Below are 25,018 nucleotides of genomic sequence, written 5' to 3'. Positions count from 1 at the left end.
ACAACCCCACACCGTTCACCTGGACCAAGTCCGCCGACGAGATCCTCGAATCCCTCGCCCGATTCTGCCGACGGATCTCCGGCGCAGGACACTAGCCACAGACAAGTTGGCGGATCTGGCGGATGATCTCCTGCGACTCCTCGTTGCCGAGCGCGCGCAGCGCCTCGTCGCCCCGGTCGCTGGGCTGGAGTACCGCCTGGACGATGTCCGCGATCGGACTGCCCAGCAGGTACAGGCGCACCGGCTCCTCCTGGTACGACGGCAGCTGGCTGGGGATGTGCCCCATGCCGTGGGAGGCCAGCTCGCGACTGATCGCGTCCCGCACGTGCACGCCCAGGCGCCCGGCGCCCTTGATGCCCTTCAACTGCCACATCTGCGCCTGATGAAGGCCGTTGTCCTCGACAACGGCCTTCCGGAGCTCCTCGTAACTTTCCATTTTCAAGCCTCCTCAGGATCAACCACAGATCTTCTCTAGTCATTCGAGATAGATCATAGGGTCGATACTAGGGGCCGAAATCCTTACCACACAACGGACTTGACGGATCGGCAGCGACCGTGACGGCGGTGCGCGCGGGGCCGGGCCCGCACGCCGGGGGCTGCTGGTGTGTGCAGCACCGGCCACTGCTCCACCGGCAGGTCCGCGTTCGGGAACCTGGCCGGGTCCTCGCGCACGTCCTCGGCCAGCACGATCCGGTACGGACCCAGCCGCATCCGCAGCCGCGGCCGCTCCGGGACGAAGGTGCGCAGCGATGCTGCGGGAGGGGCGAGAAGGCGCCGCCGCCCTCGACCTCGCCCTGGCCGCCGACACCGCCTGGGCCCGGGCCCACGTCCGCCACGCGGCGGCCCCCGCATCCGAGCGCCCCGACGCGCGGTCGTCACCACCGCGGACCCCGCCCGCCGGGAAGGCGGGCCGGTGCGCGTCCCGGACCTCGGCTCCTGGGCGTTGCCGCCCCGGGGGAGTCGGACCTGGGAGTCGGACCTGGAGGAGGGGCCGGGCGATGTCGGCGGTGTCGGGTCCCTCCTGCGCGAGAAGTCGGAGGGGCCGACTTCTCGCGCAGGGTGTTCGGGGGTGGTGAGGAGGCGGCTGTCGTGGGATCAGTGCGCGAGGCCGCGCAGCAGCCGGACGTACGGGCCCCAGTGCGCCGGGCGCGCCACCGTGCCCGTGCAAGCCAGTTCGGCGCGGTCGAGGCTGTCCTCCAGGCAGGCGTCGTGGAGCGGCCGCCACAGGAGCGGCCAGGTGAGGCGGGCCGGGCCGCGGGCGTCCATGGCGAGGGTGTGGCGCAGCAGCGTGTGTTCCTCGTCGACGGTCAGGACGGCGTATTCGTGGAATCCGTGGAAGCCGCGTGGCCCGCTGAAGGTGAAGCGCACCCAGGTGGAGGGGACGTACGCGGCGACGGTGTAGCGGACCGGGCCGTGCCCGCCGACCGCCCCGGCCGCCAGGGGGCGGTCGAACTCCATCGGCGGCCACTCCCGGTACGGCCACAGCGTGTCGCCGCTGCTCGACAGGGCGTCGATCAGCGCCCCCACGTCGCTCGCCTTCGCGGCCAGCAGTCGCTCGTGCACGTTGTAGACGCCCATCAGTCCTCCCGGGACCTGTTCTAGAGGATGCTCTCTAATATTGTGGAGAGTACTCTCCAACCCATGGCCAGACCACCCCGCTTCGACACCGACCAGCTCCTCGACGCCGCCGTGCGGCAGGCTGCGGCATCGGGCCCGGCCGGGGTGACCATGTCCGCGGTCGCCAAAGACGTGGGAGCCCCGAGCGGTTCGGTGTACCACCGCTTCCCCGGACGGAGCGCGCTGCTCGCCGAGGTGTGGCTGCGGACGGTCGAGCGATTCCAGGAGGGCTACTTCACGGCCCTCGCATCGGACGCCGACGCGCGGAGGGCGGGACGCGCGGCGGCCCGCCACGTCGTCTCCTGGAGCCGCGCCCACCCGGCGGAAGCCGCTCTCCTCCTCTACGGCGCCGAGGACTTCGGGCGCGCCGACTGGTCCGAGGAGCACCTCCACCGTGCGGACCGCGGCAGCCGGCGCGTGCGCGCCGCCCTCGCCTCCCTCGCCGCGGCCCTGGGCGCCGAGGGCCCCCGGGCCACCGAATGCGTCGCCCTCGCCCTGATCGACCTGCCACTCTCGCTGGTCCGCCGCCACCTGAGGGCCGGCACGCCCCTGCCCGCCCACGCCGAGGACCTCGCCGAGGAGTGCACCACCGCACTGCTCAGCTCGCTTCCCGGAGGGACGGCTTCTCCATCGACGGCCCCGGCCACCGGCTGAAGAACCTCCTCGTGGTCATCGAACGGGACACCAACGTCGCCTGACGGCCGAGCACCTTCAGCCGCACCTGCCCGAGCACTTCACCGAGTACGCCGACACATGTCCTTGTGGACGCCGACCGGCTGGTCGACGCCGACCTTGAGTTCCTGCGATGGTCCCGGTGAGTTCGAGGACGCCGCCGCTGTCGGCCCGGAGGATCGCCGGCACACGCCCGTCCTCGCGGACGACCGCCCCCGCGACGGACGCAGAGTGCAGGGGCGTTGCGTCGGGCGACCCGGCATCGTCGCCAGGGGCTCCGTAGCGGGCGCGGTGGGCGGGCTGAACCGGGAGGGGGGTGAGATGGCCCAGCCGCCCCGGGGCGGGGCGGCTGGGCCGGGAGTTGCTGCTAGCGGGCGTCGAGTTCGCCGGTACGGACGGCGGCGACGAAGGACTGCCAGGCGGCGGAGGAGAAGAGGAGGGGGGGCCCGCTCGGATCCTTGGAGTCGCGGACCGGCATCATGCCGATAAATCCGTCGGCGACCTCCACGCATGTGCCCCCGCTACCGCTGTACGAGCTCTTCCTCCAGTAGGCGCCAGTCAGGTCGACATCCATTCAAAGTCCCTCCGTACCGAGCGGATCATGGCTACTGAGTCGGCCTGGCTCATGGCCTCGACCACGAGCCGATCGTAGTCGTCGGCCAGCGCAACAACCGCCTCAGCATCTCGATCGATGTAGCCGCGCTGCTCGGTCTCGCCGTAAGCGAGCATTTTGCGTCCTGGCATGGTAAGGAGGTGCACCAAGCGCGTGAATGGCCTGTCCTCGCCCAGCGAGTACGGGGCCACTTGGATGATGATGTTGGGCTGCTCGGCGAGCTGCTCGATGTGGAGCAACTGCTCGATCATGATGTCGCGGCCGCCAATGGGCCTCCTGAGGCAGCTCTCGTCCATCACCGCGTGCAGAAGCGGTGGCGAAGCGCGGTTGTGGACGTTCTGCCTGGCGAGCAGGAATTCGATTCGTTCCGCGGCTTGTTTCGGTGTGACGGTTCCTCGCCGAAGATTGCCCTGCTCCCAAGCTGTCGCGTATGGGCGGGTCTGCAGGAGCCCGGGAATCACGTTGATCTCGAAGAGCTTGATCTTCTCCGCGCCAGCCTCGTAGTTGGCGTACTCGGGGAAGCCGGGAACCAAGGCCGTGTGCTTGAGCTGCCAGTACATCAGCAGCAGAGTCCCGCCGGTCTGCAGGATCTCATCGGCCTTGGTAGCAAACATCTCACTCGGCGGTCGCTGCGCAAGTTCGACGAACGAGACGTAGGACGGGTGGACTCCGATCTTGCGCGCGAGCTGTTCCTGTTTTAGGCCCATCGCCCTGCGTGACCTGCGGAGTTGGACGCCAAAGGGGGCCCACGGAGATGACTGCGGGTCAATTTCCTTGATGTTCACCATGGCTGCTCCAACTCTCTGTGCCACTGGAGTCAAGTCGTCTGCCACTTCCGATGCTAGGCGACGCCGGGCCACCATGTGCACAGAACGTGAAAGACCGATTGCGGAAGGTTATTCCCATGGGCGATGTCCAAGTGCCCCGGCTCCACGGTTACGGGGTCCGCTGGGACCCGGAGGGCCGGTGTTACCGGGTCCGGAACGAGAGCGCGGGGGAGTGGCTGCGCCAGGACTCCGGTGAGCTCAAGGGGTTCGTCTCCTTCTCCGACGCCTACAGTGCCTGGCGCGCGTTCGAGGTCCACAAGCGGCCGGGGGAGTGACCATGTCCTCGATGCTCTCCCGCGCGACCGCCGAGCAGCGGCGTGAAGTCGCCTCGGTCGTGGAGGACTTCGTCGCCGTCCTTGCGCTGGGCGGGGTGAAGTTGCCGTCCGTCGAGGTGGATTGGGAGCACGGCCGCAGAACGGGCTGCTACCTGGTCAGCCTCGGCTGCGCCCGCCCGTCCGTCCTGCTGCGCATCGTCGACCTGCTGCGCAAGGGGCTGCGTTACGAGCGCCTCACGCATGACGGCTGAACTCCTCGTCCGCCTGCTGTGGTTGGCCGGCTTCTCCCTCGTGCTCTTCGCCGCTCTCAGGAAGTGACCCCCCGATGCGTGACCCCCGCCTGCTGGCCAAGCCGCCGGTGTGCCGGCTCGGCTGCCTCGTCCTCGTGCGCAACCGGCGCGGCGACGTCCTCCTGGTCGACCCGGACTACATGGACGGGCTGATCCTGCCCGGCGGCGCCGCCCGCCCCAACGAGCCCCCGCACCTCGCGGCCGCCCGCCATCTGCACGCTGAGACCGGGCTCACCCTCCGTCTCACCGACGTCCTCGCGGTCGACTTCACCCCGGCCGACCGCTACCTGGAGCGCCTCAACCTGGTCTTCGACGGCGGCGCCGTCCGCGACGACGCCCGCCTCACCGTCCCGCCGCAGCACAGGAGCGGCCTGCTCGGCGCCCGCTTCGTCCCCGTCCACCAACTCCCCGACGTCATGACGCCCTCCCAAGCCGACCGCGTCACCGAGGCGTTGGCCAACCGCGTGCTGCCCGTCCTCCTCCACGGCCAGCGAGCGACCTGAGGACCGCGACCTGTGCGACATCCCGCGAGTTCTCCTGAGCCCCGCTGAGTGACCGAGGCCGTGGCCAGGGACTTCTTCCTCCTTCGAGTGCTCTGCCGGAGTGTGACGTAACTTCAGGATTCCTGAAGCGTTCTCAGCCCGTGCGACCGATCTGCGGTCTGGTCGAAGGCGAGGAGGCGCGAGTCCCCTGGAGAATGATTCACCACGAACCCCAGGGAGTACCCCCTAACTATCAGGAAATCAGACCTGCAGGTTCCCACTTGCCTTCAGTTTCTCGAAGTCGGAGGTCTCCGAGGACGAGCAGGAATGGACCAGCGAGCCCAGCTACAGGCGGCGTGTGTGGCCCCCGTTGATCTGGTCGATCTGATCGAGAAGGGCTGCATTCAGCTGTGCCCGCGCAGCCTTGACACACTCCAGAGCCTCCAGGACCTCACTTCGCACCGGGCTCTCCCGATGCGAGGAACGTCGCAGGACGTCGGCACGGACTTCCCGGGTCGCCTCTCGCAAGCGGCCCAGAAGCTGGGAGAGGGCGATGAACGCGGATCCGTCCGCATCGTCTGGTCGCGATCCGTCTGGTGCCAGGACGAGTGGAATGCCGTGCGGTGGTGTGTCCTGCGATTCGAGCCAGAGACCGTTGTGAGCCAGCGCGTGTCCGGCTTCGGTGGCCTCCCGGCTGACGTGGGCCGTGATCTCGTCGAATCGGTTGACGTCCACAGGATGGTGTGCTTGCAAATCTTGGACGAACCGCTCCAGAGCATCGATCCACGCCCGACCCGTAGTTCGCATCTTCAGCAGACGGGCGATCTCTGTCTCACTTTGGCGATCCTGCTCCTCACTCGCCTTCTGTTCCGCTTGCCGCCGATGCAGACGCAGGGGGCCATAGACAGCCGCGAGGCCGGCAACTGAGGCTCCCCCTAGAGCTCCGAGCAGTCCGTACAGCGCGCTGTTGTCGGTCATATCCCCCCAACGTAGAACTGCCGGTAGCCATACCCGTACGGCTCATCCCCAACACTCACCCGATGCAGGCTTCGCACCCGCTTCTGTGTAACATCCAGCGACGTTCCGTGCACCCTGCTGAGCCTTCGTCCGCACCGCCAACCCCCAGCTGATCATCAGCCAGTGCCGGTCGCGTCAGCAGCGTCTGTATACCCGAGGCTCTCCGAGTGACCCAGCGTGTTCACCACGAACCCGCAGGTCCATCACCGAGAATGGTCCGATAGGCACTCGGGTTCCCGCTGCAGGACCTTCAGTTTCCACGAACCCGCGGGAGTCAAGGCCCCGTGCTTGCGTAGCTGTGGCGAAGTGACAAGCAGCTCAGCGCGTCGTCAGGGCCCTTCCGACCGCCAGAAGAAGCGGCGCGGCAGCCGCTGGCGGGGCTGGTGTCGCCGTTGCTCTCGTGCTGAGACCCGGCCGCTCGCGTCGGCCTGCCTGGTCCGCTCGGGCCGTCGCGGGCGGATGCATGAACCGGCTCCTCTGTCGATCACCCCTGGGCGGGACAGCTCTTTCAGCCGATCTGCTCCGAGCCGAGCTGTCCGCGCCCCGCCTCGTAAGAGGCGGCCGAAGGCGAAACATCGATTCTTCGCCTTATTGGATGGTCGGAAGCGAAGGATCCCGTTCTGACGGCCCATTTCGTCTCCCATGATGGCTGCCAACACCGGTCGACGAAGGGTGATTTCGGCATGGCTGATTGGGTGAAGGTCACGGGTGGTCTCTCTGCCATCTCGGCGGGGTCCAGGACCACGGTGTGGGGGGTGAACGCGGCAAGCGCCATCTTCCGCTACACCAACTACGACGGCAATCCGTGGATCAACATCCCGGGGGGCCTCAGCGACATCGGCGCGGGCGCCGACGGCACCACGTGGGGCGTCAACGGCGGCAACCAGATCTACCGGTACGTCGGAGACCAGGGGGCGCCGGACCCGTGGCTGGGAATCTCCGGCAGCCTGGTCCGCATCGACGCGGGGTCCAGGACGAACGTGTGGGGGGTGGACTCTGCCGGCGCCATCTTCCGGTACACCAACAACGACGCCAATCCGTGGATCAAGATCCCGGGGGCGCTGAGTGACATCGGCGCGGGCGCCGACGGCACCGTGTGGGGCGTCAACGGCGGCAACCAGGTCTTCCGGTACGTCGGAGACCAGGGGGCGCCGGACCCGTGGAAGAGCGTCGCCGGCAGCCTCAAGCGCATCGCGGTGGGCTCCCGGACGAATGTGTGGGGCGTCGATCCCTCCGGAAGCATCTACCGGTACACCAACAACGACGCCAGCGGCACCAACCCGTGGATCAAGATCCCCGGCACGGCCATCGACATCGCTGCCGGCGCCGACGGCACCGCGTGGCACATCAACAGCGCCGGCGAGATCTACCGGTACACCGGCGACCAGCCGAGCTGACCCCGCTCCGGCATGCCGTGCGGGCCCCTGGCCGGGACAGGCCAGGGGCCCGCACCCGCGTCCTGGTCGGGCCGCGCGCGCTGACCGCCAGGTCCCCGACGTCATGACGCCCTCCCAAGCCGCCGTGTCACCGAGTCGTTGGCCAACCGCGCGCTGCCCGTCCTCCTCCACGGCAGCGAGCGACCTGAGGGCCGCGACCAGGCTTCGCATCGGATTCAAGTGGTTTGCTCGCGCCCGGATTCGTTGAACCGTCCAGGTTGTTGAGGGAGTCTTTTGAAGGCTCCGGCGGCTCGGCGGTGCGGTGGGCGGACGTTCCGACCGGCGAAGCGTGCTGCCGGTCGGAACGTCGGCGGTCAGGGGCCGGTCGAGCCGTCTCCTGGACGCGGGTTCGGGTCAGCTCGGCCGGTCGTTGCCCCGGTACAGGTGGGCGCCGGCGACGACGACCTGCCGGTCGGGGTCGGGGTGGGCGTCGAGCTCGTCGGCGGCCCGGTAGCCGAGGACCACGCTGGTGCGGGTCGATCCGCCGCTGTTCGCGCCGACGGTGTGGAAGAGGGTCCCGTCGAAGAGCAGGACGCCGCCGGCCGGGACCGGCACCGGGACGGCCTGGTCCGCGATTTCGGAGAGTCCGGGGTGCTCGTCCATCCAGGTGCCGCCGCCGTCGGGCTGCGGGACGCCGACGTAGGGGGCGCGGTGGGAGCCGGGGACGATCCAAGTGCAGCCGGTCTCCACGGTGGCGTCCTCGAAGTACACGACAGCGGTGAGCAGGCCGCGGGTGGGCTGGAGGATGTCGCGGTGCAGCCGGACCTTGTGGGAGCCGGGCGCGTTGAGGGAGCCCTGGTTGTGCCGGTTGAGCACGTAGACCAGGTTGGGGCCGAGCAGCGCGGTCAGCGGCCCGGTCAGGGCGGGGTGGGCGACGAGCCGGTGCATCAGGGCCCGGTCGTGCTGGTAGAGCCGGTACACCTTGGCCTGACCGGCGGGCAGGCGGGCGGCGCGGGCCCGGACCAGCTCGGCCACCTCGCCGAGGAGGTCATCGGGCAGGCGGGCGTCGGGCAGGCGAAGGTATCCGAGGTCGCGGAAGTGGCGGGCCTGCTGCTCGGTCAGCGTGGACAGGGTGGTGGTGTGCAAGGTGGTTGATCCCCTTTCAGGCGGTGCGGCCGAAGGTGGCCAGGCGGTCGGGGGTGCCGAGGTCGGGGGCCGGGGTGCGGATGTCGTAGGCGCCGACCGGGTGGCCCTGGCTGATCGCCCAGGGCATGAACTGCCGGTACAGGTCGGCCTCGCCGGGGTGGGCCAGGCGTCGGGCGTATTCCTCGAACAGCGCCCGGAACGGGGTGGGGGTGAGGATGACGGCACCGGTGCTGGTGGCCTGCCGCAGGCCCTGGCGGTTGTCGGCGGGCAGGGTGGCGTCGATGCCTTCGAGGGCGTGGACGACGAAGGCGCCGTCGGGGTCGAGGAAGAGCCGGCCCGCGTTCTGTGCTCCCTGGCCGGGTGCGGTGGTGACGGTCCAGGTCACCGCGGCCGGACGGGAGCGGTGGGTGGCGACGGCGGAGGGCAGCAGGGTGAACGGAAAGAGGGTGTCGGCGGGCAGCACTACTGCCGCCGGGGCGTCGGCCAGGTGGTGCAGGGCCGCGTAGGCGGCGCCAGCGGTGCCGAGCGGGTGGTCCTCGCGGTGGACGGTCAGCTCCACCTGCCGCGCCGAGCAGGTGAGCGCGTAGGTCTCGACGGCTTCGGCGCCGGTGGCCGGGTCGGTGCTGGTGAGCACCGCGATGCGCCGCAACCCGATAGCCGTCAGCTGGGCGAGGGCGTGGCCGAGCATCGGGGTGCGGCCTGTCGGGGTGTCGATCGGCACCAGCACCTTCGGCGTGGCCTGCAGCTCGGGGTCGGCGGCGGCACGCAGCCGGCTTCCCTTGCCGCCGGCCAGGACCAGAGCGACGGTGTGGGCGGGTAGGGAGACGAGGGTGCTGGTGTAGTAGCGGGTGGTGGTGGTGGTGTTGGTCGTGCTCCGTTCGGTCACAGGGGTCCTCCCGGGGTGGGTGGGTGAGCTGGGGTGCCGGCCCACCCACCCACCCCGGGTTACAGGAGCCCGAGGCAGTCCAGGGCGAGGTAGGCGGCGGCGGTGTCGGTCATTCCGCCGCTGCGCAGCACGGTGGAGCGGAACTCGGGCAGGGGCAGGGTGACTGCGTCGATGAACTCGGTGCGCTCCGGGGTCGGTTCGGCGACCTTGACGCAGTCGGTGGCGTAGAAAGCGATGCGCAGGGCGGTGGAGTAGGCGTCGTGCCAGTACGGTCCGGCGGTGTGGACCTCGCCCTGGTAGCCGGTCTCTTCCAGTAGCTCCCGGGCGATGGCCTCGGCCGCCTCTTCTCCGGGTTCGATGAAGCCACCGGGCAGTTCGTACAGCACGCGGTCGGGGCCGGGCCGGTACTGGCGAGCGAGGATGACGTGCTGGTCGGGAGTGAGGGCGAGCACCGCGCCGGCCGGGCGCTCGCGCTTGAGGTAGAACTCCTCCTTCCGTCCGTCGGGCAGCTCGAAGTCGACGCGGTCCACGGACCGGCCGAACTTGCTGAAGACGGTGGTGCGTTCGATCTGGCGCCACGACGCGGTGGTGTCGGTCATGGCTGGACTGTACGGCTCTGGCCGGACTCGGGCCGCTCGTTGCGCCGCTGGTTCCTGGTGGCGGGTGGGGCATGTCCAGGAGACCACCTGATCGGGTGATGGTGGCAGGGCAGATCGGTAGGCAGTCCATCCAGCGCTCGGTACGCTGAATCCTCTCCCTGAAACTGGAGTTGGGGGGTGGGGCGCAGTGGTGAACGCGCTGTTCAGGAGTGCGCGGCTCGCTCTGGGCCTGACGCAGCGCCAGGTCGCCGAGCAGGTGCGAACCCTGGCCGAAGCGGCGACCGGGCGGGAATCGTCGTTTGACGCCGGCTACGTCTCACGCATAGAACGTGGCCTCATCACCTGGCCGCACGAGCACTACCGGCAGGCCCTGTGCCTGGTCCTGAAGGCGGGGACGGCGGCCGAGCTGGGCCTGGTCGCCAAGCAGGTCCACCACGATCATCCCGATGAGGTGAGTGACGCGAACCGCCGAGACGTCCTCGCCGTCGCGCTGGCAGCCCTGCTGCCGCCCGCCCGGCCGCTCTCCCGCCTGCGCAAGGGCGATGTCACCGCGATCGCCGAGCGCACCAGCGTGCTGGAGCACTGGGACCGCGCCTCCGGCGGGCGGGCCGTGCGCGACTTCGCGCTGCGCGAGCTGCACGCCGCCATCGACCTCACCACGGCGTCGACCGCCCCAGCCGTACGAGGCGCACTGCTCGGCGCGATCACCCGCCTGGCCAACCTGACCGCCTGGTCCAGTTTCGACGCCGGCCTGTACGACGAGGCCCGCCCGCTGTTCCAGCTCGGCCTATCCGCCGGCCGCGAGCACGGCGACACCGGCTTGCTGTGCCACCTGGCCACCAACGCTGCCCGCCAGGAGATCCACCTTCGCCGCCCCGCCCAGGCCCTGCTGCTGGCAGGGCAGGTGGACGGGCGCCTGCCCGCCGCGGCGCGGGCGATGCTCGCCGCTGTCACCGCCCAGGCCCACGCCCTGACCGGTGACGAGCGGCAGGCGGCCCGGCACCTGCTGGCCGCCGAGCGCACCTACGAGCGCGTCAGGGACCTTGCGGCGGGGCCGGCCTGGACACAGACCATCACCGCGGCCAAGGTCGGCAGCGACACCGGCTTCGCCCTCTACCTGCTGTCCACCGCCACCGGCCACCTGCATCCCCAGGTCGTCGACGACTTGCGCCGGGCCGCCGAGGGCGACACTGTCCAGGCCCGGGTGCGGGCGATGGCCACCGCGCGGTTGGCCACCGTGCTCTACCGGCAGGGCGAACGCACCGAAGCAGACCACCACGCCGCCCAGGCCGCCGCGCTCGCGGCCACCGTCGGCTCCGCCCGCCTGACCTCCGCCCTCACCGACATGCACCACGCCGGTGCGCCGGCCGCCCGCTGACGACCCGCCAAGCCGGCGGCCCACACACGCGAGCAGATGGCGCCGGCCGTGCGTCTGGCGATCCGCATCAACTGGGTGATCGCGGCCGTCGAGCAGGGGGGCGGGCCGGGCCACCTGGTCATCGAAGGCCAGGGTGTGGCCGGCTCCGTGACGCGCCCGGGGCAGCGAGGCGACCGTGACGCCGGGCTCGGGACGGGACACCCTCGGCGCGTCCGCCGCGATCACCGCTCGAAGGGTGCCCGGGTTCAGGGCCGCGGCCGCGCACCGATCGGCTGGCCTGCTTCGCCACGGTCTACTGCACCACGACCGTGCCCTGCATGAAGGGGTGGATCGAGCAGACGTAGGCGTATGTCCCGGGCGTGGTGAAGGTGTAGCTGTACGAAGCGCCTTGGTTCAGCGTCCCGGAGTTGAGCGGGCCGGAGCCGCTGCTGGTCACCGTGTGCGGCGCGGCGTCGTTGTTGGTCCAGGTGACAGTGGTGCCCTTGCTGACCGTCAGTGTGCTGGGCGAGAACGCCAAGTTCATCATGGTGACTTGCTGTGCTCCGGCGGCCGGGGCCTTGGGCGCGGCCGCCAGGACCGTCTGCGACACCGCGGACACGGCGGCGCCGTGCGCTTGTGCGGCCGCCGGGCTCCAGGCGCCGAGCACGCCGAGTCCCGCCGCGACGGCGGCAGCCACCAGGGGCTTCGCGATCCGACGGCGCACATGGTCGTTGCTCTCGGTATTCCTGCGTGATCTCTCGGTCATGACACTCACCCCAATGTGTGCCGGCTTTACGCAGGGCCTTTCTTCCAACGTATCCCCCGTGCCGCCGGAGGGGCATCTCGGCAGGTTGACTGCTCAGGACCGTCCGTGACGTGCACGTCAGCAGGCTCGCCGGTTCGTTCGTGGGACTCGCCGACCGCCGCAAGCCGTCGGGAAAACGGTCGGACCGCGCGACTGATCGGGCGCAAGCCGTTCCCGCCGGCACCTACGGGCGCACACTTGTACGTGAGGCGAGGCCCCTGCTCCGGCTGGTGCGAGGTGGACATGATGCCGTTCCGTCGGCCGAACATCGCCAGATCGTACGGCGATACCCTGCTCAGATGGTGTGCGGCCGCAGCGCTCGCCGTCGACGCCTACGTCCACGCCGACCTTGCCGAGGGCTATGACGCGGTGGTGAAGTCCGTGAGCCAGGGGGATCTGTTCAGGATCGAAGCCGCTCTTGCGGCTCTTGCGGCGCTCCTGCTCCTGGTTCGGCCCCATCGGCCGGCCCTCGCGTTCGCCTTCCTCGTGGCAGCCGGCGGTCTCGCCGCACTGCTGCTGTACCGCTACGTCGACGTCGGGTCGCTCGGACCGCTGCCCAACATGTACGAACCGGTCTGGTACACCGACAAGCAAACAGCCGCCGTCGCCGAAGCCGTCGCCGCCCTCGCCACCGGATGTCTCCTCCTCACACACAGGAGAGTCCGCGCCTGACCGCCCGGGACGCCCACGCGACGTCCCGGCGGGCGGGCGGTCGAGGATCGGGCGGTGGTGGCGCGAGCGACGCAGGCCTGCCCACCCGGCTCCGCGTGGCGCGGCGGGCAGGGGACAGCTGACCACCAGGACCCGGATCGCGGGGAGGACGAAAAGCGGAGGACGAAAAGCGGAGGACGAAAAGCGGAGGATGAAAAGGGGCGCGCGCGGAGGAGGCCTTGGCCGGCCGGCCCGGTGGGGGCCTCCTCCGCGCGCAGGGGGCCGCGGGTCAGGCGGCGCTCAGGCGCACCGCCCTGCGGTGCTCCGTCATGCCGCAGACCAGCTGGTCGCGGATGCGGGCCGGGACCTCGGGGGCGAAGCGGGCCAGGTAGTGGGCCAGATGGGCCTCGTCGTCGACGAGGAAGGGCAGGTCGAAGACCAGCAGCTTGCGCACCGCCAGCAGCGGCACCGGCGCGCGCAGCGGCCGGAAGGAGCGGTTCCACAGGCCCGGCTCCTCGCAGGCGGGGTGGAACTGGCCGATCATCAGGCCCTGTTCGACGAACTCGTCCTTGGCCTTGCGCTGCGCCTCGTCCAGCACGGTGGAGTCCGCCCGGTCGAGGCCGGGCAGCACCAGCAGCACGGTCAGCAGCTCCCGGTCCGACTCCTCCACCAGCCCCGCCAGCAGCCGCTCGTACCAGGCACGCAACTCGCCCACCAGCGCGGGCAGATCACCGTCCGCGCCGGGCTCGGCGACCGCGATGTGGAACAGGCCGCGGCGCAGCGAGGGCTGGGTGTAGGGGCAGACGGGGCCGCTGCGCCCCAGGTCGGGGTGGGCGGTGGTGAGGAAGCGCCGGCTCCAGGCGAGGACCTCGGCGGCCTCGGCGTGGTGGGCGGCCGCTCCGGCGTCGATCTGGTCGGCGGAGTAGACCCGCAGGGCGGCGTCGACGGTGTGCGCGCTCACCGGGCACCCCGCCACACGGGTGTCAGGATGGGGCCGCCGGCGGGCAGGGCGAGGGCGTCGCCGAAGCGGGTGAAGCCGGCGGCGGCGAGCAGGCGGGCGCCGCCCGGGGAACTGGTCTCGGCGTAGGCGGCCTGGCCGTCGGCGTCGACGGCGGCCAGGAAGGCCCGCAGGAGGGCGGTGCCGGTGCCGGCGCGGTGGGCGTCGGGGCGGGCGCCGATGAACGCCGCGTAGTAGTGCGGGCGGTGGCGCGGGTGGCGGCGGGCCTGCAGGCGGGTGATGGCGGCCAGGCGGCGGGCGCTGTCGGGGTGGGCGGCGGCGTCGACGGCCTCGTCCAGGGCGCGGGCGGCGCCGTCGTCGTGCAGGCCGGGGTCCTCCCACACGCCCGGGGGCAGGAACAGCAGCGCGGCGTCGGCGTCCTCGGTGGTCAGCACGCCCCGGTGGGCCAGGCACTGGTCGACGTGGACGCGGAAGAAGGCGGGCAGGACGGCGGCGCGGTAGGCGTCGTCGGGGAAGGCCCAGCGGGTGAGCGGGTCGTCCTGGAAGGCGGCGGCGAGGACCCGGGCGAGGGCGGGAGCCTCCCCGGGTCGGGCGGGGCGGACCGCGGGGGCCGCGAGGGCGGCGCCCGGCAGGGCGGTGGCGGTGGTCAACGGACACACTCCTCGGCAGACAAGGGGCACGGCGGCAGGGGCGGCAGCGGCGGAACCGGAACAGGGCGCGGGACACGGCGGGGCAGCGGTACGGCGGTACGGCGGTGCAGCGGTGCAGCGGTGCAGCGGTGCAGCGGTACGGCGGTGCAGCAGTACGGCAGTACGGGTGGTTCAGGGCCGGTCGGCGGCGAGCGTGGCCACCCGCGTGTGCAGGCGCGGCAGGTACTCCTCGGCCTCGGGCTTCATCAGGACGCTGCGCAGCACCCGGGCCCCGTCGGCGTCGGCGCCCGCGCCCGGGTGGCGGCGGGTGAAGTCGGCGGCGTCCACGCGCAGCAGGCTCAGGTAGACCGGGTCGTGCTCGTCGGCCATGCCCTGGCGCAGCACGCGCTCGCTGGCGGCGTCGGCGGCGGACATCGACAGCGGGCCCTCGGGGGTGGGGAAGTAGGTGACGATGTCCAGCTGCGGGCGCTGGTGCAGGGTCAGCTGCGGGCTGTCGTCGACGAGCCGGGACCAGGCCAGCGCCGCGCGCCGCCCGCCGGCCAGGACGGCGCCCAGGCCCTGCGCGGTGAGCGGCAGCAGCTGCAGGGTCAGCCACAGGGCGGCGGCCGAGGCGCCGGCGCGCGAGCACTCCAGGCTGATCTCGCCCAGGTGCAGTTCGGCGTCGGTGAAGTAGGTGTAGGGGGAGTCGTGGGCGAAGTGGCGGCCGATCGCGGGGTCGGCGAACAGCACCGCGCCGCAGCCGTAGGGCTGCAGGCCGTGCTTGTGCGGGTCGACGGTGACGGAGTCGCAGCCGGCGATGGCCCGCCACGGGGCCGGGTCCAGCTCCAGCGCGTCGGCCTGGGCGTCGTCGGCGGCCAGCAGCGCGAAGAACCCGCCGTAGGCGGCGTCCACGTGCACCCGCACCCCGTGGCGGCGGGCCAGCGCCAGCACCTCGTGCACCGGGTCGACGGCGCCGAGCCCGGTGGTGCCGGCGGTGACGACCACCGTGCCGACGCGCCCCGTGGCCAGCAGTTCCTCCAGCGCGCCCACGTCCATGCGCCCCGCCGTGTCGGCGGGCACCGCGTGGCCCTGCAGGCCCAGCACGTGGCACATCCGGCTGTGCGTGTAGTGGGCCTGCGCGCTGTAGGCCACGCCGCGCCCGGGGTGGCTCTGGCGGGCCACGTACAGCGCCTCCAGGTTGGCGATGGTGCCGCTGCTGGTGAGGTGGCCCACGTGCCGGGGCAGGCCGAACACGGCGGCCAGTGCGGCCACGCACTCGCGTTCCATGTCGTTGGTGGCCGGCCCGCCCTCGTAGGCGTGGTTGTTGGGGTTGAACCGCATCGCCGTCAGGTAGCCCACGACGGCGGCCGGGTGCGGGGGCTTGACCATCTGCCCGGCGTAACGGGGATGGAAGAACGGGTAGTTGTGCTCCAGGCGCTTGGCGAAGCGCTCGAACGCGACGGCGAAGTCCGCGTCGTCCACCTGGTGCGAGGGGTGCGGGCGAAAGGGCCCGAACCGCTCGCCCCACCGCTCGGCCACCTCGGCCGCCCTCGGCAGCCAGTACCGCAGGTCCACGCTGTGGCCCTTTCCCTTCGAGGGATCCTCCAGTGCTTCCCGAGCCACGGTGACCGGCGCCCGCAAGCGGGCCGCAACACCCGCAGCTCACCCCGCGGCCCGCCACGGACCCGCCCGGGCACCCCGCCCTACCGGCCGGTAGGCCTCAGCCGGACCCCAACCGGGCGCAAGGACCCGCTGCTGCAATCACCCCCGGAACCCGCCCCCGCACCACCCGCCGGGGCGCCCACCCACCGGGCCGGCAGCAGGAGGACGTGCGATGGTGACCAGACGCAGGATGATCGGCGCCGCCCTGGCGACCGGGGGAGGGGTCCTGCTCATGCGCACCACCCTGCGCCCGGCCGCCCCCGCCGCCGCCGCGGCCGAGGGGCACGACCACGGAAGCCCGGACCCCGCCGCCGCCGACCCCGGGCCCGACGCCGGGCCCGCGCTGGCCCCGAAGTTCACCACCGCCATGCCCGTCCCCCCGGTGCTCGCCCCGGTGTCCACCGACGGCGGCGCCGACACCTACGCCATCACCATGCTCCGCGCCTCCGCACGGATCCTGCCCGGCCACCGCACCGACGTCCTCACCTACAACGGGTCCTTCCCCGGCCCCGTCATCCGCGCCCGCTCCGGGCGCCCCGTCCGGGTGCGCCAGACCAACCTCCTGGACGACCCCGTCTCGGTCCACCTGCACGGCGCCCGCGTCCCCGCCGACAGCGACGGCGGCCCGATGAACCTGATCGCCGCCGGCCGCACCCGCACCTACACCTACCCCAACGACCAGGCCCACGCGAGCCTGTGGTTCCACGACCACGCCCACCACCTGGAGTCCGAGCACGTCTACCGCGGCCTGGCCGGCACCTACCTGATCACCGACGCCACCGAAGCCGCCCTGCCGCTGCCCGCCGGCCAGTACGACCTGCCCATCGCCCTGCGCGACGCCCGCTTCGACCAGGACGCCAACCTCGTCTACCGGATGGACGACCCCTTCAACCGCACCACCATCCTCGCCAACGGCCGCCCCTGGCCCAAGGTCGACGTCGCCGCCCGCAAGTACCGGCTGCGCCTGCTCAACTCCTCCAACCTGCGCTTCTTCTCCCTGCGCCTGGCCGACGGCGGCCCCCTCACCCAGATCGGCTCCGACGGCGGCCTGCTGGAACGCCCCCACGTCACCGACACCGTCGACCTGTCCCCCGGGGAACGCGCCGACGTCGTCGTCGACTTCTCCCGCTACCCGGTGGGCACCAGCGTCGCCCTGACCAACTCCATGCCCCCCGGCCCCGCCGAACACGTCGGCCAGGTCCTGCGCTTCGACGTCACCCGCCCCGCCCACGACCCCAGTTCGGTGCCCGCCCGGCTGCGCACCCTGCCCCCCGTGGCCGCGGCCGTGCGCGAGCGCACCGTGGTCCTGGAGTACCAGGAAAGCCCCGGCGCCGCCCCCCTGGGCCTGATCGACGGCAAGGTCTACGACCCGGCCCGGGTGGACGCCCAGGTGGCCTTCGGCACCTCGGAGATCTGGACGGTCGTCAACGCCAACAAGGACGTGCCGCACAACTTCCACCTGCACCTGGTGCAGTTCCGGGTCCTGGCGCGCAACGGCGCCGCCCCCTCCCCGGCGGAGTCCGGGCTCAAGGACACGGTGCGCCTGCTGCCGGGGGAGGGCGTGCGCCTGCAGGCCGTCTTCGACGCCTACCGCGGCCGCTACCCCTACCACTGCCACCTGCTGGACCACTCCGCGATGGGCATGATGGCGCAGATGGAGATCACCTGACCCCGCCCGCCACGCCTGACCCCGCCCGCCAGGCCTCGGGCCGCCCGAGGGTGCGGGTGGCCCGAGGGGGTGTCAGGCGGCGTGGATGCCCTGGCCCGGCGCCAGGATCCCCGCCGGGTCCCACCGCCGCTTGGCCCGCTCCACCCGCTCCCACAGGCCGCCGTAGTGACGCCGCCAGTCCGCGCCCGTCATCCCCGGCACCGCCCCGATCAGGTAGCGCTTGCCGCCCAGCTCCACCGCCCGCTCGTACAGGCGCCGGTTGCGCTCCAGCATCGCCGCCGTGTCCGCCCCCGGCCCCGGGAACGCCAGCAGGTCGAAGTGCCAGCCCACCGGCTCCTGGGGCAGCACCGCCAGCGGCGCCTTCACCCGCGCCCGCGCGTACGGGTAGAACAGCAGCAGCCCCGCCCCCAGGTCCGCCGCGGTCAGCACCTCCGTCGCCTCCCGCATGAACACCCCCACCGTCGAGGCCGGCAGGAACAGGCTCAGCCACGGCTTCGGCAGCCCCCAGAACCCGGCCGCCCGCAGGTACCCCGCGAACGCGTCCACCCGGAACGCGTACTCGCGCCAGTCCTGCTCCACCACCGACGTCTCACCCGCCACCGGGCGCAGCCCCGCCAGCAGCCGCTCCCGGTCCACCGTACGCCCGGCGTCCCCGAAGGCCACCAGCTCCGCCGTGTAGCGCCACCGCGAACCGTCCGCGCTGCGCACCACGTTGCCCACCTGGAGGTCGAAGCGGCCCTCGGCCATCACCTTCTCCTGGTCCGCGCGGTAGACGTCCAGATCGTCGTAGGCCAGCGTGAACACGGTGGCGCGCTCGCGCGCCGGCACCAGCGCGAGCGTGGCCCGCACGATGATCCCCACCTGCCCGCCGCCGGCCAGCACCGCCTCGAACAACTCCCGGTTGCGCTCCGGCGAGGCCGTCACCAGCTCGCCGGTACCGGTGACCACCTGGAGCTCCTGCACGGTGTCCGCCTGCAGGCCGTGGCGCTGCACCGCCCCGCCGATCCCGCCCACGCTCAGCGTCCCGCCCACCGACAGGTGCAGGTAGTCCGTCAGGCACGGCGGCGCCCAGCCCTGCGCCAGCGCCGCGTCCGTCAGCTGCGCCCAGGTGGCGCCGGCCTCGACCACGGCCCGTCCCGGCTCCACGGAGACGATCCGCGACAGGCCACGGGCGTCGATCGCGATCCCGCCGCGGGGGTTGGCCTGGCCGTAGCTGGAGTGCGACTCCAGCGCGTCCGCGCCGACCACCGTCTGGTCGCCGCTCTGCCCGTTGACGGCCACCGGGATGCGGAGGCGCTGGGCGAAGGCCACCACCTTCTGCACGTCGCGCACCGAGGCCGGGCGCAGCACCGCGCGGGGCGCGGCGGTGACGAGGTGTCCGAAGTCGGAGGAGAACCGCTCCAGGCCGGCGCCCTGCAGGGTCACCGTGCCGTCCAGGGCGGGCAGGTGCTCCACGTTCTCGCCCGGCTTGGCGGCCCAGGCGCGGGCGGTGGTGTTCCAGCCGACGACGGCGGCGCCGGCGCCGGCGATCAGTGCGCGGCGGGACAGGCCTGAACTGCTCATATCCGAAGTTCTCCGATCAGTCGTCAAATAGGGATTGTTGTACCGCAACCACCCCGCGACCACCTACTGCCCCGCACGTCCCTGCCGCTGCTCCAGTCTCGTCAGTTCGGCCACGGTGTATTCCCACATCCGCGCCTGGTGGGCCGGGGCGTCGGCGGGGATGTGCGCGGCGGCGGCCCGGGCCTCCTCCAGCAGCGCCCGCCGTGCCTGCGGCAGGTGGGCCACCTGCGGCGAGGCGGCGGCCGTCCGCAGCACGTAGGCGAGCTTGTAGGCGTACACGTGCGGGCTGACCGGGAACAGCGCCCGGTACACCCACAGCCCCTCCGGGGCGTCCAGGATCCTCTCGTTGTGGCTCAGCAGCCGCACCCGCGCCTTCAGTACCAGGTCCCCGTGCACCGTCACCCTCACGTCCCCCTTCGTCGCTCCACCCGCCTTCGGCCCCCAGGGCAGCACGACGCGCGCACCGGCTGCCCTGGGCAGGGGCCGGTGCGTGGCCGAAGGAGTGGATGGCGACGAGTCTGCGGTGTGCGCCCGCCCCCGGGCAAGGCGAAACCCGCGTGCCCTGCGTCCTACCGCAACCGGCCGCTGAGCTGGCAGGATTGGGTCTGGCACCCGCCGCAGGGCCCCGGCGCTGAGGCCCGTCCGGTGCGGGGCTAGCCTGGGCTCATGTTCGTACTGGAGCTGACGTACACCGCCCCGCTGGAGCGCATCGACGCCGTCCTGCCGCAGCACGTCGAGTGGCTGCGCGGGCACTACGAGGCCGGCACCTTCCTCGCCTCGGGCCGCAAGGTGCCGCGCGAGGGCGGGGTGATCATCGCGCTGGGCGAGGACCGTGCCGCGGTCGAGGAGTTGACCCGCACCGACCCGTTCGCCCGCGAGGGCCTGGTCACGTACACGGTGACCGAGTTCCTCGCCACCACCACCGCCCCCGCCCTGGACGCCTACCGCCAGCAGCTGCCCGCCTGAACGCCGGTCCCGCCCGAAGCCCGGCCGTCTGAAGCCCGTTCGCCCGACCCAGGCCGTCCGAACGCCGGCCTCGCCGTGCCCCGTTCCGCCCGCCGGTACGGGGCACGGTCGCGTTCTGGCTACGATCAGTGAGCACGGGGCAAGGACGCGTCTGGGAAGTTGGCGGGAGAAGACGGATGGCACACGCACGGGCCGGGCAGCCGGCGCAGCCGGATGATCTGGTGGATGTGGCGCGGCTGGTGACGGCGTACTACGCGCTGAAGCCGGACCCGCAGGAGGTCGGCCAGCGGGTGGCGTTCGGGACCTCGGGGCACCGGGGGTCCTCGCTGGACGCCGCGTTCAACGAGGACCACATCGCGGCGACCACGCAGGCGATCTGCGAGTACCGCTCCGGGCAGGGCATCGCCGGCCCGCTGTTCCTGGGCGCGGACACGCACGCGCTCTCGGAGCCGGCCAAGGTGACGGCGGTGGAGGTGCTGGCGGCCAACGGGGTGCAGGTGCTGCTGGACTCCGCGGACGGCTACACGCCCACGCCCGCGGTCTCGCACGCGATCCTGGCCCACAACCGGCGCAGCCCCCGGGCGCTGGCGGACGGCATCGTGGTGACGCCCTCGCACAACCCGCCGCGCGACGGCGGCTTCAAGTACAACCCGCCCAGCGGCGGCCCGGCCGGCTCGGAGGCGACCGGCTGGATCCAGGACCGCGCCAACGAGCTGATCCGCGAGGGCCTGCGCGGGGTCAAGCGGGTGCCGTACGCGCGGGCGCTGGCCGCGGCGACCACCGGCCGCCACGACTTCCTGGGCGCCTACGTCGAGGACCTGCCCGCGGTGCTGGACCTGGACGCGGTGCGCGCGGCGGGGCTGCGCATCGGCGCGGACCCGCTGGGCGGGGCGTCGGTGGCGTACTGGGCGCGGATCGCCGAGACGCACCGCCTGGACCTGACGGTCGTCAACCCGGTCACCGACCCCACCTGGCGGTTCATGACGCTGGACTGGGACGGAAAGATCCGCATGGACTGCTCCTCGCCGGCCGCGATGGCCTCGCTGATCGGGCGCCGCGAGGAGTACGCCATCGCCACCGGCAACGACGCGGACGCCGACCGGCACGGCATCGTCACCCCCGACGGCGGGCTGATGAACCCCAACCACTACCTGGCGGTGGCCGTCGACTACCTGTACCGCCACCGCGCGGACTGGCCCGTCGACGCCGCGGTCGGCAAGACGCTGGTGTCCTCCTCGATGCTGGACCGGGTCGCCGCCGACCTGAAGCGGGAGCTGGTGGAGGTGCCGGTGGGCTTCAAGTGGTTCGTCGACGGGCTGCTGGAGGGCTCGATCGCCTTCGGCGGCGAGGAGTCGGCCGGCGCCTCGTTCCTGCGCCGCGACGGCGGGGTGTGGACCACCGACAAGGACGGCATCCTGCTGGCGCTGCTGGCCTCGGAGATCACCGCCGTCACCGGCGCCACCCCCAGCGCGTACTACCGCGAGCTGACCGGGCGCCACGGCGCCCCCGCCTACGCCCGCGTGGACGCCCCCGCCGACCGCGAGCAGAAGGCGCTGCTGGCCCGGCTGTCCCCGGAGCGGGTCACCGCGCGCGAGCTGGCCGGCGAGGCGGTGACCGCGGTGCTGGCCAAGGCGCCCGGCAACGGGGCGGCGATCGGCGGCATCAAGGTGTGCACCGACAACGCCTGGTTCGCGGCCCGCCCCTCGGGCACCGAGGACGTGTACAAGATCTACGCCGAGTCCTTCCTCGGCGACGGGCACCTGGCCCGGGTGCAGGAGGAGGCCCGCGCCCTGGTGGGCGAGGTCCTCGGCGCCTGACCCGCGCTCACCGCCACGCCCCGGACCGGGACTCCCGGTCCGGGGCGTGCGGGTTTCCCCCCGTGTTCCCCTCCGGGTTTCCCCCGTGTTCCCCCGGCTGGACGGCCCCTGCCCGCCCCTCCCGCGTGGTCGCCGCCGCCACCGCCGTCGCCACCAGCGCCAGCACCGCCGCCGCGACCGGGAACCACCGCCCGCCCAGCACCGCGATCGCCGCACTGCCCGCCACACCCCCGGCCGCCGTCCCCAGGTACAGCGCACTGCTGTTCAGCGAGATCAGCAGCGGCGCGTTGCCCGGATCGATCGACGCCAGCCGGTGCGGCAGCGCCACCGACACCGCCCACCCCGCCAGCGGCACCACCGCCGCGTACGCCAGCGCCCCCGGCATGCTGCGTCCCAGCCACGGCAGCGCCGCGAACGCGCACGCCGCCACCGTCGAACCGGCCAGCAGCACCCGCCGCACCCCCACCCGGTCCACCAGGCGCCCGCCCAGCCAGCTGCCCGCCACCGACATCACCCCCGTCGTCAGCAGCACCAGGCTCAGCCGGTCGGCGTCGCCCCCGGTCGCACCCGAGACGGCGGTGGCCAGGTAGATGTAGACGCACTGGAAGGCCAGGAAGAACACCAGCGTGGTGGCCGCCGCCCCGAGCACCCGCCCCTGCCCCAGCGGCGCCAGCCGCGCCCGCAGCCCCGGCGCGGCGACGGGCTGCGGCAGGTCGCGCAGCAGCAACGCCAGCCCCACCAGCGCCGCCACGCCCAACGCCGTGACCAGCCACATCGTCATCCGCCAGTCGCTGCGCCCCACCCAGGTGCCCAGCGGCACGCCCAGCGCGGTGGCCACCGTCATCCCGCCCAGCACCGTGGCCAGCGCCCGTCCGCGCCGCTCGGGGGCGACCAGGGTGGTGGCCACCGCGTTGGCGGTCGGCGTGTACAGCGCGGCGCCGGCCGCCGCCAGCACCCGACTCGCCAGCAGCAGGCCGTAGTTCGGCGCGAGCGCGCTGAGCGCGTTGGCCGCGCTGAACACCACGAGCGCGCTCAGCAGCAGGCGCCGGCGCGGCCAGCGGGCGGTGAGCGCGGCCAGCACCGGGGCCAGCAGCGCGTAGCCGAGCGCGAAGACGGTGACCAGCTGGCCCGCGGCGGGCACCGACACCCCCAGGTCGGCGGAGACCGGGCCGAGGATGCCGGCGACGACCATCGAGTCGGTGCCCATGGCGAAGGTGCCGAGGGCGAGCAGGAGCAGGCGTACGGGCACGGGAAAGCCCCCCGATTGTTTGATGATAGGGCAACAGTTTGATGCTCGTCAAACACTAGGGATTGGTGGATGATTGTCAAACCAACCCCGGCCCGGCCGGCCCCCGTCCGGCCGGCCCCCACCCGACGAGGACCACGCGCCATGCCCGAAGACGAGCGGCTTCCCCAGCCCGCCACCGCCGACATCGACCTCGTCACGGTGCTGCACGCCCTCGGCGACCCGGTCCGTATGACGCTGCTGCTCAGCTACGCCGACGGCGCCGAACACTCCTGCGCCCCCCGCGACCTGGGCCTGGAACACCTCCACAAGTCGACCGTCTCCCACCACATGCGCGTCCTGCGCGAGGCCGGCGTCACCACCACCCGCGTCGCCGGGCGCAACCGCTTCGTCAGCCTGCGCCGCACCGACCTCGACGCCCGCTTCCCGGGCCTGCTCGACGCCCTCCTGGCCGCAGCGCCCGCCGCGTCCGCCTGAGCGCTCCACTCCGGGGCCTATGACCGAGGTCGTACCCGCCGCCCGCCGCTCCTCCGCCGGCCCGACGCGCCCTGCCCGCACCACCTCGAGATCACCCTCGACCGCTGAGCCCCGGGCGCGGGGCCCCGCCGCACGCGTGGGATGCTCACCCCGGCGGGAAACCGGATCGGGAAGGGGTGGCGGCGTGCCGATCAGGGGCGTGCTCTTCGACGTCGACGACACCCTGTTCGACTACTCGGGTTCGGAGGAGGCCGGCATCCTCGCCCACCTGCGGGACCAGGGGCTGCTCGACCGCTTCCCCGGGCCCGGGGCGGCCCTGGTGCTGTGGCGCGCGGTCATGGAGGCTCAGTACGCCCGCTTCCTGGCCGGCGAGCTCACCTTCACCGGCCAGCAGCACGAACGCGTCCGGCACTTCCTCGCCCACCTCGGCCAGGACACCGCCGGCCTGCCCGACCACGAGGCCGCCGCCTGGTTCGCCGGCTACGCGGCCCACCGCGACGCGGCCTGGGCGGCCTTCCCCGACGCCGGACCCGTCCTGGCGAGGCTCGCCCCCGGCTACCGCCTCGGGATCGTCTCCAACTCCAGCGCCGACCACCAGCGCCGCAAGCTCGGCGCCGTCGGCCTGCTGCCCTACTTCGGCGACACCCTGGTCTGCTCCGACCAGCACGGCGAGGCCAAGCCCGCGCCGGGCATCTTCCTCGCCGGGTGCGCCGGCCTCGGGCTCGCGCCGCGGGAGGTCGCCTACGTCGGCGACAAGTACGCCCTCGACGCCGTGGGGGCCCGCGACGCGGGACTGCGCGCGTACTGGCTCGACCGGGCCCGCAGTGGCGCACCGGTCGCGGACGGCGTCCGCGTCCTCCACGCCCTCGACGACCTGCCCGCCGCGCTTGACGGCTGAACCCACCGCCCGTCGCCTGCCGGGTCGGTGGGTCCCGGAGCGGGAAGTCGGCGGGGCCGACTTCCCGCTCCGCGCGCCGAGGTGTCCGTCAGTAGGGGATCGGGCGGTTCTCGCGGGCCCACAGCTGTTCGGCCTCGCTCTGGGGCGGGGGCGGGGAGATCCCGTCCATCATCCACAGGTCCCGGGGCGTCTCGTCGATGTGGAACTCGCAGTACAGGCCACGCCCGGTGGTGTGGGGCGCGAGGAGGGCGGCGAGGGCTTCCCGGGTGCGCTTGCGCAGGTCGGGGTCCTCGGTGTGCCGGGCGATGTGCTCGACCACGATCCGCACCGCATCGTGCGCGGGCTGGTCGCCGACGTGGAAGGAGTCGGCGGCGATCTCGTGGAAGAGCGTCACCACGTAGAACTTCGGCAGCCCGAAGCGGGTGTAGAACCCGGTGATGTCGGCGGCGAGGCGCTGCTTCTGGTCGGGGGTGTAGGTGCCGGGAGGGTGGTAGACGTGCCACAGGGGCATGGGTGTTCT

28 protein-coding genes are annotated in these 25,018 nt (G+C 72.5%); 12 read left to right on the top strand and 16 right to left on the bottom strand.

Annotated features, from left to right (window positions below; genetic code table 11):
* Nucleotides 1-91: 91 nt before the first annotated feature.
* Nucleotides 92-436 (bottom strand): hypothetical protein, encoded by a 345-nt coding sequence (locus ACIOJE_RS13805; protein ID WP_400776026.1) that lies wholly within the window; start codon nt 434-436, stop codon nt 92-94.
* Nucleotides 437-1,095: 659 nt separating this feature from the next.
* The gene (locus ACIOJE_RS13800) at nt 1,096-1,578 is read right to left on the bottom strand and encodes an SRPBCC family protein (protein ID WP_400776023.1); all 483 of its coding nucleotides are present in this window, start codon (nt 1,576-1,578) and stop codon (nt 1,096-1,098) included.
* 63 nt (nt 1,579-1,641) lie between these two features.
* On the opposite strand from ACIOJE_RS13800, the gene ACIOJE_RS13795 reads away from it, so the two are divergent.
* On the top strand, nt 1,642-2,271 hold the full coding sequence (locus ACIOJE_RS13795; protein WP_400776020.1) for a TetR/AcrR family transcriptional regulator: 630 nt from the start codon (nt 1,642-1,644) through the stop codon (nt 2,269-2,271).
* Between the two features lie 385 nt (nt 2,272-2,656).
* Here ACIOJE_RS13795 and ACIOJE_RS13790 read toward each other — a convergent pair whose 3' ends face one another.
* Nucleotides 2,657-2,863, bottom strand: a complete 207-nt coding sequence (locus tag ACIOJE_RS13790; protein WP_400776018.1) for a DUF397 domain-containing protein — start codon at nt 2,861-2,863, stop codon at nt 2,657-2,659.
* Nucleotides 2,848-3,690 (bottom strand): helix-turn-helix transcriptional regulator, encoded by an 843-nt coding sequence (locus ACIOJE_RS13785; protein WP_400776016.1) that lies wholly within the window; start codon nt 3,688-3,690, stop codon nt 2,848-2,850. The genes ACIOJE_RS13790 and ACIOJE_RS13785 overlap by 16 nt, the downstream gene beginning before the upstream one ends.
* 116 nt (nt 3,691-3,806) lie before the next feature.
* Here ACIOJE_RS13785 and ACIOJE_RS13780 point away from each other — a divergent pair, with 116 nt between their 5' ends.
* The 3 genes from ACIOJE_RS13780 to ACIOJE_RS13770 all read left to right on the top strand — a co-directional run bounded on the left by ACIOJE_RS13780 (nt 3,807) and on the right by ACIOJE_RS13770 (nt 4,797).
* Nucleotides 3,807-4,004: a hypothetical protein gene (locus ACIOJE_RS13780; protein WP_280677739.1), complete on the top strand. Its 198-nt coding sequence runs from the start codon at nt 3,807-3,809 to the stop codon at nt 4,002-4,004.
* 2 nt (nt 4,005-4,006) lie between these two features.
* Nucleotides 4,007-4,255 (top strand): hypothetical protein, encoded by a 249-nt coding sequence (locus ACIOJE_RS13775; protein ID WP_400776014.1) that lies wholly within the window; start codon nt 4,007-4,009, stop codon nt 4,253-4,255.
* A 74-nt stretch (nt 4,256-4,329) separates the two neighbouring features.
* Complete coding sequence (locus tag ACIOJE_RS13770; protein WP_400776012.1) at nt 4,330-4,797, top strand: NUDIX domain-containing protein; 468 nt, start codon at nt 4,330-4,332, stop codon at nt 4,795-4,797.
* Between the two features lie 324 nt (nt 4,798-5,121).
* Here ACIOJE_RS13770 and ACIOJE_RS13765 read toward each other — a convergent pair whose 3' ends face one another.
* Entirely contained in the window at nt 5,122-5,754 is a 633-nt protein-coding gene (locus tag ACIOJE_RS13765; RefSeq protein ID WP_280677734.1) for a hypothetical protein, read from the bottom strand.
* A 794-nt stretch (nt 5,755-6,548) separates the two neighbouring features.
* Here ACIOJE_RS13765 and ACIOJE_RS13760 point away from each other — a divergent pair.
* The gene (locus tag ACIOJE_RS13760; protein WP_280677732.1) at nt 6,549-7,190 is read left to right on the top strand and encodes a tectonin domain-containing protein; all 642 of its coding nucleotides are present in this window, start codon (nt 6,549-6,551) and stop codon (nt 7,188-7,190) included.
* 393 nt (nt 7,191-7,583) lie between these two features.
* Here ACIOJE_RS13760 and ACIOJE_RS13755 read toward each other — a convergent pair whose 3' ends face one another.
* From ACIOJE_RS13755 to ACIOJE_RS13745, 3 genes are read right to left on the bottom strand one after another with little or no spacing between them, the layout of a single operon-like run.
* Complete coding sequence (locus ACIOJE_RS13755) at nt 7,584-8,315, bottom strand: phytanoyl-CoA dioxygenase family protein (RefSeq protein ID WP_400776010.1); 732 nt, start codon at nt 8,313-8,315, stop codon at nt 7,584-7,586.
* Between the two features lie 16 nt (nt 8,316-8,331).
* On the bottom strand, nt 8,332-9,201 hold the full coding sequence (locus ACIOJE_RS13750) for an NDP-sugar synthase (protein ID WP_400776009.1): 870 nt from the start codon (nt 9,199-9,201) through the stop codon (nt 8,332-8,334).
* 59 nt (nt 9,202-9,260) lie between these two features.
* Nucleotides 9,261-9,800 (bottom strand): NUDIX hydrolase, encoded by a 540-nt coding sequence (locus ACIOJE_RS13745; protein WP_400776007.1) that lies wholly within the window; start codon nt 9,798-9,800, stop codon nt 9,261-9,263.
* Between the two features lie 190 nt (nt 9,801-9,990).
* On the opposite strand from ACIOJE_RS13745, the gene ACIOJE_RS13740 reads away from it, so the two are divergent.
* The gene (locus tag ACIOJE_RS13740; RefSeq protein ID WP_400776005.1) at nt 9,991-11,178 is read left to right on the top strand and encodes a hypothetical protein; all 1,188 of its coding nucleotides are present in this window, start codon (nt 9,991-9,993) and stop codon (nt 11,176-11,178) included.
* Between the two features lie 292 nt (nt 11,179-11,470).
* Here the strand turns inward: ACIOJE_RS13740 and ACIOJE_RS13735 are convergent, their stop codons facing one another.
* Nucleotides 11,471-11,923 carry a plastocyanin/azurin family copper-binding protein gene (locus ACIOJE_RS13735; RefSeq protein WP_400776002.1) on the bottom strand — a complete coding sequence of 151 codons (453 nt, stop codon included), beginning with the start codon at nt 11,921-11,923 and terminating at the stop codon, nt 11,471-11,473.
* Between the two features lie 282 nt (nt 11,924-12,205).
* On the opposite strand from ACIOJE_RS13735, the gene ACIOJE_RS13730 reads away from it, so the two are divergent.
* On the top strand, nt 12,206-12,634 hold the full coding sequence (locus tag ACIOJE_RS13730; protein ID WP_400776046.1) for a hypothetical protein: 429 nt from the start codon (nt 12,206-12,208) through the stop codon (nt 12,632-12,634).
* A 268-nt stretch (nt 12,635-12,902) separates the two neighbouring features.
* On the opposite strand, the gene ACIOJE_RS13725 is transcribed toward ACIOJE_RS13730, so the two are convergent.
* From ACIOJE_RS13725 to ACIOJE_RS13715, 3 genes are all read right to left on the bottom strand, one after another.
* Nucleotides 12,903-13,574: a DUF6875 domain-containing protein gene (locus ACIOJE_RS13725; protein ID WP_400776000.1), complete on the bottom strand. Its 672-nt coding sequence runs from the start codon at nt 13,572-13,574 to the stop codon at nt 12,903-12,905.
* Entirely contained in the window at nt 13,571-14,221 is a 651-nt protein-coding gene (locus ACIOJE_RS13720; RefSeq protein ID WP_280677716.1) for a hypothetical protein, read from the bottom strand. The genes ACIOJE_RS13725 and ACIOJE_RS13720 overlap by 4 nt, the downstream gene beginning before the upstream one ends.
* A gap of 171 nt (nt 14,222-14,392) precedes the next feature.
* Nucleotides 14,393-15,775: a pyridoxal phosphate-dependent decarboxylase family protein gene (locus tag ACIOJE_RS13715; RefSeq protein ID WP_400775996.1), complete on the bottom strand. Its 1,383-nt coding sequence runs from the start codon at nt 15,773-15,775 to the stop codon at nt 14,393-14,395.
* 259 nt (nt 15,776-16,034) lie between these two features.
* Between ACIOJE_RS13715 and ACIOJE_RS13710 the strand changes: the two genes are divergently transcribed.
* Nucleotides 16,035-17,531: a multicopper oxidase family protein gene (locus ACIOJE_RS13710; RefSeq protein WP_400775994.1), complete on the top strand. Its 1,497-nt coding sequence runs from the start codon at nt 16,035-16,037 to the stop codon at nt 17,529-17,531.
* A 72-nt stretch (nt 17,532-17,603) separates the two neighbouring features.
* Here ACIOJE_RS13710 and ACIOJE_RS13705 read toward each other — a convergent pair whose 3' ends face one another.
* Both ACIOJE_RS13705 and ACIOJE_RS13700 read right to left on the bottom strand, forming a co-directional pair.
* Complete coding sequence (locus ACIOJE_RS13705) at nt 17,604-19,094, bottom strand: FAD-binding protein (RefSeq protein WP_400775992.1); 1,491 nt, start codon at nt 19,092-19,094, stop codon at nt 17,604-17,606.
* A gap of 63 nt (nt 19,095-19,157) precedes the next feature.
* The gene (locus ACIOJE_RS13700; protein WP_400775989.1) at nt 19,158-19,496 is read right to left on the bottom strand and encodes a hypothetical protein; all 339 of its coding nucleotides are present in this window, start codon (nt 19,494-19,496) and stop codon (nt 19,158-19,160) included.
* Nucleotides 19,497-19,760: 264 nt separating this feature from the next.
* Between ACIOJE_RS13700 and ACIOJE_RS13695 the strand changes: the two genes are divergently transcribed.
* On the top strand, nt 19,761-20,060 hold the full coding sequence (locus tag ACIOJE_RS13695) for a YciI family protein (RefSeq protein WP_280677708.1): 300 nt from the start codon (nt 19,761-19,763) through the stop codon (nt 20,058-20,060).
* Between the two features lie 176 nt (nt 20,061-20,236).
* Nucleotides 20,237-21,877 (top strand): phosphoglucomutase (alpha-D-glucose-1,6-bisphosphate-dependent), encoded by a 1,641-nt coding sequence (gene pgm / locus ACIOJE_RS13690; protein WP_280677706.1) that lies wholly within the window; start codon nt 20,237-20,239, stop codon nt 21,875-21,877.
* Between the two features lie 7 nt (nt 21,878-21,884).
* Here pgm and ACIOJE_RS13685 read toward each other — a convergent pair whose 3' ends face one another.
* Nucleotides 21,885-23,126, bottom strand: a complete 1,242-nt coding sequence (locus tag ACIOJE_RS13685) for an MFS transporter (RefSeq protein WP_400775985.1) — start codon at nt 23,124-23,126, stop codon at nt 21,885-21,887.
* A 141-nt stretch (nt 23,127-23,267) separates the two neighbouring features.
* Between ACIOJE_RS13685 and ACIOJE_RS13680 the strand changes: the two genes are divergently transcribed.
* Together ACIOJE_RS13680 and ACIOJE_RS13675 are read left to right on the top strand one after the other, a co-directional pair.
* Nucleotides 23,268-23,600 (top strand): helix-turn-helix transcriptional regulator, encoded by a 333-nt coding sequence (locus ACIOJE_RS13680; protein WP_280677701.1) that lies wholly within the window; start codon nt 23,268-23,270, stop codon nt 23,598-23,600.
* Between the two features lie 184 nt (nt 23,601-23,784).
* Complete coding sequence (locus ACIOJE_RS13675) at nt 23,785-24,498, top strand: HAD family hydrolase (RefSeq protein ID WP_400775982.1); 714 nt, start codon at nt 23,785-23,787, stop codon at nt 24,496-24,498.
* A gap of 88 nt (nt 24,499-24,586) precedes the next feature.
* On the opposite strand, the gene ACIOJE_RS13670 is transcribed toward ACIOJE_RS13675, so the two are convergent.
* Nucleotides 24,587-25,009 carry a tautomerase family protein gene (locus ACIOJE_RS13670; protein ID WP_280677697.1) on the bottom strand — a complete coding sequence of 141 codons (423 nt, stop codon included), beginning with the start codon at nt 25,007-25,009 and terminating at the stop codon, nt 24,587-24,589.
* Nucleotides 25,010-25,018: the final 9 nt, after the last annotated feature.

It is taken from the genome of Kitasatospora sp. NPDC087861, from assembly GCF_044742585.1.
In the GTDB taxonomy this organism is placed as follows: domain Bacteria; phylum Actinomycetota; class Actinomycetes; order Streptomycetales; family Streptomycetaceae; genus Kitasatospora.
The sequence above is the reverse complement of the archived record's forward strand: the minus strand, read 5'-3'. Positions and strand labels throughout refer to the sequence as shown.

Bases quoted from the DNA above. Each gene is read 5' to 3' on its own strand.
- pgm (WP_280677706.1), top strand. From the start codon at position 20,237: ATGGCACACGCACGGGCCGGGCAGCCGGCGCAGCCGGATGATCTGGTG.
- ACIOJE_RS13710 (WP_400775994.1), top strand. From the start codon at position 16,035: ATGGTGACCAGACGCAGGATGATCGGCGCCGCCCTGGCGACCGGGGGA.
- ACIOJE_RS13780 (WP_280677739.1), top strand. From the start codon at position 3,807: ATGGGCGATGTCCAAGTGCCCCGGCTCCACGGTTACGGGGTCCGCTGG.
- ACIOJE_RS13770 (WP_400776012.1), top strand. From the start codon at position 4,330: ATGCGTGACCCCCGCCTGCTGGCCAAGCCGCCGGTGTGCCGGCTCGGC.
- ACIOJE_RS13735 (WP_400776002.1), bottom strand. From the start codon at position 11,923: ATGACCGAGAGATCACGCAGGAATACCGAGAGCAACGACCATGTGCGC.
- ACIOJE_RS13775 (WP_400776014.1), top strand. From the start codon at position 4,007: ATGTCCTCGATGCTCTCCCGCGCGACCGCCGAGCAGCGGCGTGAAGTC.
- ACIOJE_RS13790 (WP_400776018.1), bottom strand. From the start codon at position 2,863: ATGGATGTCGACCTGACTGGCGCCTACTGGAGGAAGAGCTCGTACAGC.
- ACIOJE_RS13680 (WP_280677701.1), top strand. From the start codon at position 23,268: ATGCCCGAAGACGAGCGGCTTCCCCAGCCCGCCACCGCCGACATCGAC.
- ACIOJE_RS13800 (WP_400776023.1), bottom strand. From the start codon at position 1,578: ATGGGCGTCTACAACGTGCACGAGCGACTGCTGGCCGCGAAGGCGAGC.
- ACIOJE_RS13765 (WP_280677734.1), bottom strand. From the start codon at position 5,754: ATGACCGACAACAGCGCGCTGTACGGACTGCTCGGAGCTCTAGGGGGA.
- ACIOJE_RS13805 (WP_400776026.1), bottom strand. From the start codon at position 436: ATGGAAAGTTACGAGGAGCTCCGGAAGGCCGTTGTCGAGGACAACGGC.
- ACIOJE_RS13785 (WP_400776016.1), bottom strand. From the start codon at position 3,690: ATGGTGAACATCAAGGAAATTGACCCGCAGTCATCTCCGTGGGCCCCC.
- ACIOJE_RS13730 (WP_400776046.1), top strand. From the start codon at position 12,206: ATGATGCCGTTCCGTCGGCCGAACATCGCCAGATCGTACGGCGATACC.
- ACIOJE_RS13695 (WP_280677708.1), top strand. From the start codon at position 19,761: ATGTTCGTACTGGAGCTGACGTACACCGCCCCGCTGGAGCGCATCGAC.
- ACIOJE_RS13745 (WP_400776007.1), bottom strand. From the start codon at position 9,800: ATGACCGACACCACCGCGTCGTGGCGCCAGATCGAACGCACCACCGTC.
- ACIOJE_RS13670 (WP_280677697.1), bottom strand. From the start codon at position 25,009: ATGCCCCTGTGGCACGTCTACCACCCTCCCGGCACCTACACCCCCGAC.
- ACIOJE_RS13795 (WP_400776020.1), top strand. From the start codon at position 1,642: ATGGCCAGACCACCCCGCTTCGACACCGACCAGCTCCTCGACGCCGCC.
- ACIOJE_RS13705 (WP_400775992.1), bottom strand. From the start codon at position 19,094: ATGAGCAGTTCAGGCCTGTCCCGCCGCGCACTGATCGCCGGCGCCGGC.